Annotated in this window: 16 protein-coding genes; 2 read left to right on the top strand and 14 right to left on the bottom strand. The window is 47.4% G+C overall.

Features of this window, described 5'->3' with window-relative positions; genetic code table 11:
• Positions 1-195: 195 nt before the first annotated feature.
• On the bottom strand, positions 196-1,155 hold the full coding sequence (locus AC50Y5_RS02650; protein WP_235533031.1) for a M14 family metallopeptidase: 960 nt from the start codon (positions 1,153-1,155) through the stop codon (positions 196-198).
• A 137-nt stretch (positions 1,156-1,292) separates the two neighbouring features.
• Between AC50Y5_RS02650 and AC50Y5_RS02645 the strand changes: the two genes are divergently transcribed.
• Positions 1,293-2,732: an IS1182 family transposase gene (locus AC50Y5_RS02645; RefSeq protein ID WP_494858267.1), complete on the top strand. Its 1,440-nt coding sequence runs from the start codon at positions 1,293-1,295 to the stop codon at positions 2,730-2,732.
• A 188-nt stretch (positions 2,733-2,920) separates the two neighbouring features.
• Here the strand turns inward: AC50Y5_RS02645 and racE are convergent, their stop codons facing one another.
• The 6 genes from racE to AC50Y5_RS02615 form a co-directional block, all read right to left on the bottom strand.
• Entirely contained in the window at positions 2,921-3,730 is an 810-nt protein-coding gene (gene racE / locus AC50Y5_RS02640) for a glutamate racemase (protein WP_056029580.1), read from the bottom strand.
• A 475-nt stretch (positions 3,731-4,205) separates the two neighbouring features.
• A complete protein-coding gene (locus AC50Y5_RS02635; RefSeq protein ID WP_056029582.1) occupies positions 4,206-4,631 on the bottom strand; it encodes a YtxH domain-containing protein in 426 nt (141 codons plus the stop codon).
• A gap of 58 nt (positions 4,632-4,689) precedes the next feature.
• Positions 4,690-5,214 carry a hypothetical protein gene (locus AC50Y5_RS02630; protein WP_494858264.1) on the bottom strand — a complete coding sequence of 175 codons (525 nt, stop codon included), beginning with the start codon at positions 5,212-5,214 and terminating at the stop codon, positions 4,690-4,692.
• Between the two features lie 95 nt (positions 5,215-5,309).
• Entirely contained in the window at positions 5,310-5,981 is a 672-nt protein-coding gene (locus AC50Y5_RS02625; protein ID WP_099519643.1) for a helix-turn-helix transcriptional regulator, read from the bottom strand.
• A gap of 72 nt (positions 5,982-6,053) precedes the next feature.
• Positions 6,054-6,494 carry a DUF86 domain-containing protein gene (locus AC50Y5_RS02620; RefSeq protein WP_494858262.1) on the bottom strand — a complete coding sequence of 147 codons (441 nt, stop codon included), beginning with the start codon at positions 6,492-6,494 and terminating at the stop codon, positions 6,054-6,056.
• 207 nt (positions 6,495-6,701) lie between these two features.
• Entirely contained in the window at positions 6,702-6,989 is a 288-nt protein-coding gene (locus AC50Y5_RS02615) for a Dabb family protein (protein ID WP_056029594.1), read from the bottom strand.
• Positions 6,990-7,100: 111 nt separating this feature from the next.
• Here AC50Y5_RS02615 and AC50Y5_RS02610 point away from each other — a divergent pair, with 111 nt between their 5' ends.
• The gene (locus tag AC50Y5_RS02610) at positions 7,101-7,358 is read left to right on the top strand and encodes a hypothetical protein (protein ID WP_056029597.1); all 258 of its coding nucleotides are present in this window, start codon (positions 7,101-7,103) and stop codon (positions 7,356-7,358) included.
• Between the two features lie 196 nt (positions 7,359-7,554).
• On the opposite strand, the gene AC50Y5_RS02605 is transcribed toward AC50Y5_RS02610, so the two are convergent.
• The 7 genes from AC50Y5_RS02605 to AC50Y5_RS02575 form a co-directional block, all read right to left on the bottom strand.
• On the bottom strand, positions 7,555-7,944 hold the full coding sequence (locus AC50Y5_RS02605; RefSeq protein ID WP_056029600.1) for a cupredoxin domain-containing protein: 390 nt from the start codon (positions 7,942-7,944) through the stop codon (positions 7,555-7,557).
• A gap of 192 nt (positions 7,945-8,136) precedes the next feature.
• Complete coding sequence (locus tag AC50Y5_RS02600) at positions 8,137-8,532, bottom strand: YhjD family protein (RefSeq protein ID WP_235533032.1); 396 nt, start codon at positions 8,530-8,532, stop codon at positions 8,137-8,139.
• Positions 8,533-8,622: 90 nt separating this feature from the next.
• On the bottom strand, positions 8,623-9,021 hold the full coding sequence (locus tag AC50Y5_RS02595; protein WP_056029603.1) for a phage holin family protein: 399 nt from the start codon (positions 9,019-9,021) through the stop codon (positions 8,623-8,625).
• Positions 9,022-9,159: 138 nt separating this feature from the next.
• Positions 9,160-10,260, bottom strand: a complete 1,101-nt coding sequence (locus tag AC50Y5_RS02590; protein ID WP_056029606.1) for a GerAB/ArcD/ProY family transporter — start codon at positions 10,258-10,260, stop codon at positions 9,160-9,162.
• A gap of 17 nt (positions 10,261-10,277) precedes the next feature.
• Positions 10,278-10,505 (bottom strand): hypothetical protein, encoded by a 228-nt coding sequence (locus tag AC50Y5_RS02585; RefSeq protein WP_046230012.1) that lies wholly within the window; start codon positions 10,503-10,505, stop codon positions 10,278-10,280.
• Between the two features lie 10 nt (positions 10,506-10,515).
• Complete coding sequence (locus tag AC50Y5_RS02580) at positions 10,516-11,736, bottom strand: Ger(x)C family spore germination protein (protein WP_056029611.1); 1,221 nt, start codon at positions 11,734-11,736, stop codon at positions 10,516-10,518.
• A gap of 11 nt (positions 11,737-11,747) precedes the next feature.
• Complete coding sequence (locus AC50Y5_RS02575; protein ID WP_046230013.1) at positions 11,748-13,247, bottom strand: spore germination protein; 1,500 nt, start codon at positions 13,245-13,247, stop codon at positions 11,748-11,750.
• Positions 13,248-13,277: the final 30 nt, after the last annotated feature.

The following is a 13,277-nucleotide window of genomic DNA, read 5'->3' as shown; positions in this document are numbered from 1 at the left end:
ATTCGCCGCCTTTCATTGTTATTTTTCGCCTTCATTATAGCATAATCATCCCTGCTGCAAAGCTGGACTAAAGGCGGGCACTCCTCTTCCTCCATCCTGTTCAACCAGCAATAGCCGCAGAAAATCGAAGCTGCGCTTCATTTCCTGCGGCTATTCGCGCTCTGCTTTGCGCATAGCGTTTAAATTAGAAAATGGCTAAAGCTCCCGTTCCCGGTGAAGCGACAACGCCTCCACAAGAAGCGGCTTCACCGCCTCATAGATGGCGGGCAGCTGCTGAGGCGGCAGCGGATTTTCTCCCCGTCCCGCTTCAATCGTAAAGCCTGGCCTTCTAAATCGCTGGATAAACCAATCTTTATAGCCAGCATCGCTGCCTGTCAGCTTCACTGGCTTATAACCGCTGACGAGGGCTAGCCGCTCCGCCAGCTGCTCGGATTCCTTTGGCTCATAGCCGCGATAGTTCCAATATATTTCCTCTCCCTGCGTGTGCAGGGCGACGGTCAAGTCAAAACGCTGTGCTGTCGTTAAATTCGCCATCGCCATCGCTTCTGGCTCACTTAACGGATACGGTCCCGGATAATCGCGCGGACCAGGCCCCTGAACTTCGCGCCGCTGGCACTCTTCCTCCCAATGTGCCGGAAACTGGTCATTCAAATCGACGCCGCGCGCATTGGCTTTCCATTCGGCAAAGGACTCCCTGCCTTCATTCCACGCCATGAGCTGGGAATAAAACGGGTGGGTAGGCAGCGCCCCTTGCTGCGCAAGCTCTACGCCATCCGGATTGACCATAGGCACGGCCCACAGCGTCGTCTCCTCATGCAGCCGCAAAGCCAGCTCGCCGCAGATCGAGCGGCCTTCAGCGCATGACGCAGCATAATCCCCTACGAATCGCATAAGCATAGCCGACGTAATCCATTCATTCGCATGGAAGGCTCCATTCATATGAATGCTTCTTGCACCCGTTCCGCAGCGCAGCGCAACAATGGGCTTGCCGAGCACGCTATGCCCAATCGTATGAACGGTGACAAATGGGTACGTTTGCGTCAGCTCGCGGCAGTTCGCGAGCAGCTCCTGATAACCGTATTTATTTTCCCACACTACATTAACCGTATTCCTCACCTCGCTCCAAAATTGCCTCTCCTGAATTATATTCGGCAAAAAAGCCTCCCATGCCACTTGGAGGCCACTGAAAAAGTCCTTTTGAAGCAAGAAAGGTACATTCACTCATGAAAAATGAGGAGAATGTGCCTTTTTTCTTGTATTAATGAAAGGAATACAGGAAAGCAGGTGAGCTAATGATTCAAATGCAGCAAACGCTGGTTGTCAGTCCATATATTGAACTTTACAAACTGGTTATACCCAAGGATAATATGCAACGGCAAATCAATGAGCTCGTTTACTTTTCTTTTGTATATGAGGAACTGAAAGTAAACTATTGCCTGAACAAGGGTAGAAATGCTATCGACCCGATCCGGATGTTTAAGTACTCGCTGCTTAAAGCCCTTTTTGAATTGTCTGACGGTGATCTTGTCGAGCGATCTACATACGACATGTCGTTTAAGTACTTTCTGGATATGGCCCCAGAAGAGTCGGTGATTGACTCCCGTTCGTTAACCAAGTTCCGCAAGTTGCGGCTAAAGGATATGAATCTGCTGGACCTGCTGATCAACAAAACGGTAGCCATTGCAATCGAGAAAGGTGTAATCCAGAGTAAAGCGATCATCGTCGACGCGACCCATACAAAAGCTCGGTACAATCAGAAGTCCCCACGGGAAATCCTTCAGGATCGTTCCAAAAAGCTAAGAAAAGCCGAATACAAGATCGATGAATCCTTGAAGGCCAACTCCCCAGCAAAGAACACGAACGATGTAGTGGAGGATGAAATCGCTTATTGTCAAAAGCTCATCGATGTGATTGAAGCTGAGGGAGGTATCTGTGCGCTGCCTAAGATAAAAGAACCATTAAATCTGCTTAAAGAAACGGTTGCAGATGACCTTGAGCAGCTTCGAATCTCGGAAGACCAAGATGCAAGGGTCGGCCATAAGAGCGCGGATTCTTCATTTTTTGGTTATAAAACCCATATTGCGATGACCGAAGAACGAATCATTACAGCGGCTATTGTCACAACAGGCGAAAAGAGTGACGGCAAGCAGCTGCAAGCGCTGATCGAAAAAAGTCAGGCCACAGGGATGGAAGTCAGAACGGTCATTGGGGATACGGCTTATTCAGAAAAAGACAACATTGCGTATACCAAAACGAATGATATGGAGCTAGCGGCGAAGCTGAATCCGCAAATTACGCAAGGGGGTCGCAAGAAAGAAGAAGCATTTGAGTTTAACAAAGACGCCGGTATGTACGTTTGCAAAGCTGGTCATCTGGCGATTCGGAAAGCAAGGCAAGGCATAAAGGAGCAAGGAAAAACCAAACCGATCCCTTTTACTTCGATGTCGAGAAGTGCAAGCGATGCCCCTTTCAAGAGGGATGCTATACGGAAGGGGCTAAAATCGGTGACGATTAAATCTAGCGAGCACACGGACCAGATGGCGTTCCAAGAAAGCGAGTATTTCAAAGAAAAGGCAAAGGAACGCTACAAAATAGAAGCGAAAAACAGTGAGTTGAAACACCGACACAGGTATGAGGTAGCCTCATCCTCGGATCTTGTTGGCATGGAATTACAAGGAGCTATGGCGATCTTCGCTGTAAATATGAAGAGAATATTGAAACTGATGAAATGAAAAACCAGCCATAATGGCCTGTCTAGAAAGCGAAAAAACGACCGATATTCCTTAAAACGGGAATTTGGGTCGTCTTTTATTTTGTGCTTGATTGCTCTCCTCTAAAATCACAAGTTTTTCAGTGGCCTCTGCCACTTGCCAGCGGCTTGGAAAGCTTATTCGAAGGATGGCAGAAACGGCTAGAGCCGTTATCCGATCGTTGGCACCTGCCATACGACAGGCGTCAGCTCAATCTGCTCGCCAAGCCATTGCTGGGCAATGGCTTTGAACATTATTGGGTCGCCGCTGGAGAAAAACTGATGAACAGGCAGCACTTCTCCTCGGGAAAGCTGACCCTTATCATGAAGGATCGTACTAATATCACGAGCCGTCTCGTCTGCGGAACTGATCAGCTCTATGCGGGAGCCAACAACTTCAGCGATCGCTTCTGTCAAAAAAGGATAATGCGTACAGCCTAAAATAAGGCAATCCATCGGATATAGGCTTAAGTGTCCGATAGATCGGCGAATCGTCTCATACGTTTCGCTGGAACGAAAATTGCCCCGCTCCACAAGCGGAACAAATAACGGACAAGCCTCGCTTATAACGCGTACGCTTGGCGACAGCTCCTTGAGCGCTTGTTCATAAGCGCCGCTTCTTACTGTTCCCTCTGTACCAATGACTCCAATACAGCCCGTCTGGGTGCGCTTGATGGCCGCTCTTGCCCCAGGATTGATAACACCAATGACAGGTATGTTTACTCTAGAACGTATATCCTCCAGTGCAACCGCTGTAGCGGTGTTGCAAGCTATAATAATCATTTTCGGCCGAAACTGGATTAAATAATCGACAATTTCCCGTGTGAATTGAACGACTTCCTGCGAAGGACGAGGTCCATATGGTGTTCGAGCCGTATCCCCAAAATAAATAATTTTTTCACGCGGCAGTTGGCGCATGACTTCCTTGGCGACGGTAAGCCCGCCCACGCCTGAATCAAGTATGGCAATCGGTTGCTGCACAAACACACCGCTTTCTTAAACGTATTGTAGTCGCTCATGAGGAGAATAAGACATCAATAGCATATGTTTTCAGCTATCAAAACGTACCTACATCTTATCTCAATTATGGACAGCCTACAAGAATTACGCTTAAGAAGCGGCGCAATACGCACCCTGGAAAATATGGACAGCAGCTGACAAGGTGAAACGGTTGTCGCCGTCCTTTGGCGGTGCGGCGCGTTTCATTCCGAGAAATATAGAGAATGGTTATCGTTACGAAATCCTTTCCTATATTTCAAGGTGAAACGGTTGTCGCCGTCCTTTGGCGGCTAATTACCGTTTCGCGTTGAAATATAAGCCCATTATAAGTGTGAAGCTTATATATGCTTATATTTGTGTAAAAGGAAAGAGCCTGCTCCCTATTAAGGCAGGCTCCATGCATGGTTGCTGCTCTATTCCTTATATAACACAGCTTTACAACGCGGTCGTCGACGCACTATTTTTCAATCGCTTCCGCTGCTACCGTTTCAGCTGTTCCCTCAGATGCCAGCTCCTCCGAAAGGCTTGCTGCTTCCACTAAGTCTTCTAGTTGCCCCAATTCGCCAGCAGCCTCCGTCGTTAATTGAGGCCCGCCTTTTCTCCATGTACGCGCGCTGCTAATGAGAGCCTCTGCTCCATCCTTGGCATAATCCGCGATGTGTACCGCTTTATCGCCCAGCTGTCTTGCCGCCCTAGTCGTTTTCTCGCCGCACTGCTCTACTGCTCTAACCGTTTTTTCACTCAAATCTTGAACGCCGCCTGCAATATCCTCACGCAGCTCCTTGCCTGCTTTTGGAGCGAGCAGCAGCGCTGTAACGGTTCCTGCAACCGTACCTGCCAATGCCCCCAACAAAAATCCTTTCGTTTGCTTCTGCTTTGCCATACGATTCGCTCCCTTCATTATTGCGGCGCATTCCGCCATTTCCGCGCCGTTATTGCTTTCAGCTATTATGCTTGCGCTTAGTTTGCCAAAGCTGCCACGCCAGCATACCTAGCTCTGCCCATTCCATCGCTTCTTTTGCCTTATTTCTCGTGTCAGCCTTCGCTATATGCTGGGCAGCGGATTCGGACAATAGCGAGGAGACCCGGCTTACGGTTTCTGTCGTTTGCTCGATCGTCTCGCCAATTTGCCCTGCCGCTGAGAACAAGGATTGGACATTTTGCAGCTGCTGGTGCACCAGCAGGAGGGATTGCTTAGCCGGCTCCATTAAAGCGACTGTCTCAGCCGCTGTATGCTGCAGCTGTCCCCGCAGCTCGTCGGCGCTTGTGCGCAAGCTTTCGAGCTGAATCAGCCCTTTGCGCAAGCCAAGCAATACGCCCACCACTAACCCAATAAATGCTAATGTAGCTGCAATCGCGCATCCCGCTATAAGGTTCATCGCCCGTTCACCTCCCGTTGTAAACCAGAGCAGGGCATCTGCCCATTTCGTAATGCCATTATAAGCAGCATGGGCTTGTCTTGACACAACGGCATGCAAAAAAACCGATGGCTAGAGCAAGGTCATATGACCTGCCTGTTCATCGGTTTCTTCCTTAAACGTATATAGACCCTATATAAAACCTATACGGCACTTATTTTGTACGTGCACTTGGTCCCGCCTTTAGCGAGGCATTCGGTCCGCTCTACCTCTGCATGAAGCAGCGACTGAAATAACGTCAGCTCACAGCTGCAAGCCTGCTGGTATTGATTCGCTACCTGAGCGATTGGGCAGTTATACTCATTTAATACAAAATGCCCCTCGCCTGCCGGCTCGACCTCAACCATATAACCTCCGGCATTTTGAATAGCTGCAAGCTCCAGCACCTTCTGCTCCAGTGCTTTGCCCGCCATGCGCGGAGCATAACGCTCCAACAGCTTCTGCTTGCGGCCTTCAAACATGCGGGTAATAAGGCCTGCTGTAGCTGCCTCGTCTGCCAGCTCACCGAGTAAATCAAGCGCCAGCGTATGGTAGTTTTTTGGAAAACGGTCATCCGCGTGTGAGGTAAGTTCGTATCGATGCAGCGGTCTTCCCATTGCCTGCTTGACCATCACAATTTGTATAGCTTGTTCCTCTTCAAGTGCGTACATATGTCGCCTCACGGCCATTTCAGTCAGCGCAAGCTCGCTTGCAAGCTGCGCGGCATTCATAGAGCCATTCATCTTGAGCAAATGCAAAATGCGCTGGCGCGTAGAGCCTGGAGACGTTCTCTTATCCGGCGCAGGACCGGCGCTTCGTTGATTTTGCTGCTTCATCCTATCGCCACCTTCGAACGCTTGTTACAGGTATTGTAACATATTCTAAAAGTATGGTGTGTACGATTCGGTTTAAACTTTTCCCTCAAAATCAACCAGCTCGCGCTCCAGATAAAGCTCCACTTCCTGTTTGAAACGCAGCAATTGCGGAGCTAGCTGACTGGTTAGCGGATGCAGCTCGCCGCGCTGCCATTCATAATATTGCTGAACGAGCGGCCTGCGCAGCTGTACCAATTGCTTGAACGTCGGCAGCAGCTCTGCGGAAAACACGCCTTCCGCTCCAGTCACTTCCACAATATCCTCATAACTGCTCGCATCACGCATCATAAATCCGTCAATAAGATAGCTGCCGACATCGGTAACGGTTTCAACTGCAAGATGCAGCGCCCGCTCCTGTGCCAGTCCTTGCAGCATGCTGCCATTCCACTCGGCTGCAATGAAGGTCAGTGCCTCAGAAATATCAGGAATTGCATTAAGCCTCACCGCAATTTGTTCGCGATTCACGTAATACATACCGTTTCGCCACCTTTATCGTTACTTCTTCTTTTTGGCCTTGCGCTTCAGCACAGCGACCATAATAATGCTGCTGGCAATAATGACGAACAAATACGTCATTATTTGATATAAGTCTTCTCCCATTGCCATTAACGTCCTCTCTTAAGGCTGGCGTGTCTTGGAGACAGCGACGAAATAAAGTACCGCTAATTTTCTCGCAGCGCCTTAGCTTTCAAAATCGATGCTTACAGATGCTTCGCGAACCTGGGTCATATGCTCAATTACTTTCTGGTGTACCGGATGAACCTGATAAGCCGCCAATGCATCAAGCGATTCGAAAGTTGTAATCAGGCCAATATCATAAGAACGTTCGGAATGCAGGACGTCCAGGCCAACCGTAATCGATTTTAATTCGTCAATTTTACCTTCCATATTGCGAAGCACCTGTGCGGTCGTTTCCACGCTCTCGGCGCTGTTATCCTTTAGTTTAAACAAAACAATATGCGTAATCATTATCGTATTACTCCCTTCGACTAGTGGAATTGCTTAAACCCTTTTGTCACATAATAACCCAAGCAGCCGCAATCCGGCAACGTTAATCCGATAAGAGAGGACTGATTTAACATGCGTTATAAATTTACAGCCATCGCCGCCCTGATTGGACTGGCTTTATGCCTGTACAATTCAACCGGCTACGACCCGCATAATATGGTGTTCTTTATGTTCAGCGTCCCAGCCTGGTTCGTTGACTTGTTTATCGATGTTCATGAGGTAAGTGTGATGCTTATGTATGTACTTACTGTTGCTACATGGGCGCTGCTCGGATTGATTGCCGACGTCATCGTGTACCGAACCTCGTCCAGAACGCGTTATCGCGCCTAGCATCAACGGCCGAAAACCGTCCTCTGGCGGCAAAGCTACCGTTTCGAGGGTGAAATATAAGCCGATTACAAGGGGGAAACTTATACATGCTTATATTTTTAAAAAGAGGAGCCAGTCGGCTCCTCTTCTTGTTTATAAAACCTATGTGCAGAAAGCGCCCCAAAGCACCTTCTCTTTTTAATGAAAAATTCGTTTATTAAGCCGCTTCTACAATTAGCTTCGTCTTCATCTCCATATGACCCGTACCGCATGGAACGGAGCAATGCATCACATATTCGCCTGGCTTGTCGAACTCAATATTCGTTTCCAGCTTTTCGCCTTCAAGATCAACATTCAGCTCATCAATTTTCAAACCGTGAATACCGCTTTTGTTTTTCAGACGAAGAATGACTTTGTCTCCAACCTTCACTTTATATTCTGTTTGATCAAAAGTGAAATCGGCGTTGGCTTGTACGTTTACCAAAACCGTACCTTCAGGCAGTGAAGCAGATTCATCCACTGGCTTTGCCGGCAAGCCTGCTGTTAGCAAATAAACACCTAGCAGTGATGCCGCTGTCATTAATACAAACATAATCCACTTATGCATTACAACGTACTCCCCTTTACTATCTAATGTTTACTTCTTATATTACATAAGATCGTCCTATGTACTCAAGCTTAAACTGATTAAGGGGAAAACTTTTTTGGTGATTATGACAAAATGATGAACTTTTCTCAATTGCCGCTAAAAGCAGCTAGGGTGTTGCTTGACATTTCATTTGTAAAGCAGTTCTTATTATTATCGACAATACGTTCGAAGCAACTGCTCCGATTCCGAACGAATATATCCCCATAACAGAATGAAACGGTGGCGGTACCCTCGACAAATATACTGCGCCTCCAGCCCATCCTCACTTCGCTTCTCTTCAACCATTTCAATGCCCTTGCTTCTCAGCTGTTTACGAAGAGCAGTAAGCTCCAGCAACACACGGTCCTGCAAGCCAAGCAGCATCGTCTCATAAAGCTTTGGAAGCTTGGCTTCGCTTGAATGAAGCACACGTATATCATGATCCAGAATCCGTACAATGATGCCAAGCAGCACATAACGCCTTGCCAGCACAAGCTCCTCCTCTCTCTGAATCGGTTGACGCCTCATAACTAGCACACGCGCAGTCGGTTTCTCCAATGGCTTCATCGAAATAAACAGCCCCCTTCGCAATAAGAACACTTGTTCCTATTATATACAAAGTGAGCCGGTTTATACAAGTGCTACATTGCCCAACGTTTACTTATTTTTATCCTTTAAAATTTCAATCATTTGACGAATTTTATCCGGAAGCGGCAAACCCAATCTTCCGTAATTTTCAGTAATAGAGATCAGTTCATTGGCAATATAAAAATAAATAGCCGCTCCCATTGTCATATTATTAGCATCCAACAATAGATCTACACGGTGTGCGATGAGTATAACGAGCAGCATAAGCCCTTTGCGAGCAATTCCCCATGCTCCAAATGAACTGTTAAGGCCTCGACCCTCCTTTAAAGATGCAGACACACCAGTCACATAGTCAATAGCCATAACGACGATCAGCAGTGTAAGCGATTCCATCCATACACCAAAAGCAAATGTCACAATAGACCCCAGAAACGCACAAATGGAGCAAAAATATACAAACCCAGGCATCAGGTATCCTCCTCTTCTCAATCCATACAATATCGTATGCTGAGAGATTAGGGATGGTCTGTTCATTCTATTAAATATGCGGATAACTAAGCAAAGCTCTTCCATCCGCCATCCTGATCTAATAGATTTTTCCTTTCATTAGCCAATATTGCTTACCCTCCCTTTCTTAAACACTACCATGATGACGGCTGCCAGCGCCAAAATCAACATATTGGTCAAATCCCAAAAAGGCCAAATCGTAACAAAGCTATTAATATACGGAATGTTGGGACCAATGGTATAAGCCAGCCCAAACATCAGCAAGCCGAATGGAAATATAATTGCACGTTGTTCTCGCAGGCCAAGAAATTGAGATAGGCCGTATACAAAGGCAAACGCATTAATTGACATTTTCACATAGGTCGAAACGATATAGCTGATGACCAATACAGCCTCTACACGTTCTATAAATCGGCCAATGCTAATTCTTTTGGCCATGGCGTACGCGGCATAAATTTGATGCTCCGTCATATAATCGCCCAGCACGAGCAGCGACATAATAACGATCAGAAATAAGGAACAGCTCGCTACTAGGGAGACCAGCATAAAATCTCTTGTCCAGCTGTTTGTCTGCTTCATGAAAGGAAAGAGCATAAAAAAGGTAACCATTTGAAAAAAGGGAAAAGAGGTTGCATACAGTACGCCTTTGCCATAGTCCGCTGCTTTATGATGAAAAACAGGCAGTAGATTGGAGAGTGAAGCTTCTGGAAGCAGCATAACAATGAACATGATGAACATCAGCACCAAACCCACGATAAAAATCTCGGCCGATTTTGCAAAAACAACCAGACCAGCCCTCAAGGTAATAACAACTAGAATAGTAATCATAAGCACGATTACTCGTACCGGCGTTTCCGGCATCATTTGAGTTGTAACAAAGTCACCAACAACTCTCAATTGGGTACCAATGGCATTAAAAAGCAGAAATAAGAAAAACAGGCTGCATAAGCCGCCCAGCCATTTTCCTAGAGCAGCTCGATGAATCTCAATCAATGTAAGCCCCGGAAAAAGGCGGTAGCACTTATCTACAAACCAGACGACGACAAGTCCTGAGAACATGCTTAGCAAAGAGGGAATCCAGGCATCCGAGTCCAGAATGGAAGCAAGCAAGGTCGGAATAAACCAGAACATATCGCCCACGATGAAAAATAGAACGAGTACAGCCATTTGTCTAGCGCTTATGCTTCCCTGCTTCGGCATGCCCTCACCCCCTCGACTTAAAATGCATTAAACCAGTTTTCCAGCGGCTTATAAATGTACACAATAATATTTAGTGGACTAGGCAATCTGATTTGGTTGAAGGCACATATACTCAAAAAAGCACCCCCCGCCAGCATAATCAGATAAACAAAAATTTCTTTTTTCCAGCCTTTTTTCGCGAGCTTCGGCAGCTCGATGACCGCAAGCGTTATGGCCAGAGCCGATATAATCAGAATTCCAGCCACTTAGCCTTCCTCATTTCTTCAAATAGTTTTGAAACGCATCATTTGTCGTGCCGACCTTCGGAATCTGAAGCTCAATGTCATATTCCAGCTTGACCTGGGGAAACAGCTCATCCCAGTCATCCTTCCACTTCTCCCACTGCTTTGGCTTGTATTCATGAAACGTATTACCAAAGCCAAATATATCGGAATTATAGGTTTTCTGAACATGCTCAACAGCTCCCTGAATGACCCCCCTTATCCTCTGCTTTCCGTTTTCTTCAAGCATTTTGATCGTTTCTGGTTTCGTTAAATCGATTTTGCATTCCACATCGGCTACCGATGCCACCTGCTTCATCTTCACCTTAATGACCGGCTTGCCGTCCACGACCTTGGGGATAAGCTTCGTTTTATTGCGCAATACTTCCATGACAATATAACCGCCATCTGGACAGGTCTGATGGCCTACGGTGCTTGTCACGTTATCCATTATATAATTGTAGCCCTTGCTATAATTTTCATTGAGCCAGCCAATAAGCTTGTCAGAATGAAAAACAGCAAGCCCGGTAATTCGGGTACGCGTTCGTGAATCCGCTTGCTGGATATTCGAAATATTTTCCCCTTGCCGGGCTTTGCCTTCCAGCCGAACTCCGGTCAACACAGGGCTAATTCCGTCTGTAACAAGCTGTTCGATCAAACTTTCAATCGTAACCGTTGTCGTGGGTGCCCATGTTTTGGCAGATGTATCCAGCGCATAAAATAAATTTTCCGCCGGAATTTTCTCCAGCGACGTCAAAATTTTCAAAATTTGATTCGCCGGTGCATCATGCGCAATCATTAAATAAAAATCCGTACGGGCTTCAGGATTCCGTGACAGCAGGTCAAGCACATTGGCTATCCCTTCCCTCGCCAGCGATTCCCCAATGATCAGCACCCGGATATGCGCGGAATATATTTTTCGCGAGCTGGTTTCCGTCAGTTTGCGGAACGCTTCAAATACGGTTGGCGCGGTCGCCTCATACATGGCAACCGGCGAGCGCCCTCCCCCGCCCGCCTTTGCCGACAGCTCGCTAGGAATAACAACCTGAACGGAGACCCGGTATTGATTGCCAACCTTGTCAATGGCCGTTCCCAGCTGAATGCCGAGCGTATCCAGCTCCCGCCGATTCCAGCAGCCGCTGACTGCAGAAGCTGCAATTGACCATACCAGCATTAGCAAGAGCAGTTTGCCTGCTCGCCAAGTAAATCTGCTCATGCTTTATCCCCCTAAATTTTCTGTTTGTTCCTCGGTCTTTGCCGAACCAAATTTTTCTCTGCGGTTGCAACAGCGCGCGTTCGCATTTTCGTCCAGGGCAGCCGAAACAGCGTATCCTTCTGATTGCTCCATATGAATGGGGAAAACGACTGCATATAGGGAATGCCGAACGATTGCAGACTATTCAAATGCAGAACGAGCAAAATATAGCCCAGCAAAATGCCGAATAGACCAAAGGAAGCGGCAAGCCCCATTAAGACGAAACGAATCATCCGTACCGATATCGACATGCTCGTAGCCGGAATGACAAAGCTCGATATCGCCGTAATCGATACGATAATGACCATCGCCGCCGAGACGATGCCCGCGTCTACAGCGGCTTGTCCAATAACGAGCGTACCGACGATCGAGACCGCTTGACCAACGGTTTTCGGCATTCGCACGCCAGCTTCCCGCAAAATTTCGAATGTGAGCTCCATCGCAAGCGCTTCAATAAAGGCTGGAAAAGGCACTCCCTCACGCTGAGCCGCCAAATTAATAAGCAGGCTCGTCGGAAGCATTTCTTGATGAAAGGTCGTTATGGCGATATAAAGCGACGGAGCAAGCAGCGTAATCATAAAAGCAATAAACCGCAGAATCCTCAGCAGAGTACTGATGTCCGCCCGTTGATAATAATCTTCCGCTGATTGGAAAAATTGAATAAACAGCGCCGGAACCAGCAGCACAAAGGGCGTACCATCTACCAAAATCGCAACTCGGCCTTCCAGAAGACCGGCTGCAATCGTATCAGGCCGTTCCGTATTGTAGATCGTAGCAAAGGGCGTCAGTGCAGTATCCTGAATCAGCTCCTCAATATAGCCACTCTCCAGAATACCGTCGATATTGATTTCACCAAGCCGCTTTCTCACTTCCTCCACGATCTTCTCATCCGCTACATTGCGCAGATACATAATCGATACGGAGGTTTTTGTAATCTTGCCAATTTCCATGCCTTCTGTCCACAGCTGCGGGTCCTTGATCTTCCGCCGAATGAGCGCTCTATTGGTAGCAATATTTTCAGTAAAAGCTTCCATTGGACCCCTAACGACAACCTGGGAGGTAGGCTCGCTGACATTGCGATCCTTCCAGCCCTCGGCGGCTACACAAATCGCATCTGGACTGTCTGCCAATAACAGAACAGCCCAGCCGGACAGCAGTTGATAAAATAACGGGTCCCATTCGCTGATCGTAACGGTTTCACCGACCGCGAGCACCGCATTTTTCAAATATAACAGCCTATTGCCGCTTTTGCGGCTCGCCGTTTGCTCCTCAGACATAAAATAATCCAATATAACATGATGAATCACAGTGGAATCCGTTAATCCATCCATATAAACAAGCGCCGCTTGCAAGCCATTGTCATTATTCATTTCTTTAATCACGAGATCCTGGCTGTTGCCAAAGCTGGCTCTGATGAACGAGAGATTGCTCATTAATTTCCGATCCAGCCGCTTATCCACAGAAGCGTTCATCTACAAACCACCTCCCCAAGCTGCACATAA

This window comes from Paenibacillus sp. JT22N7 (genome assembly GCF_059383875.1).
This window is presented reverse-complemented; position numbering and strand designations above follow the sequence as displayed.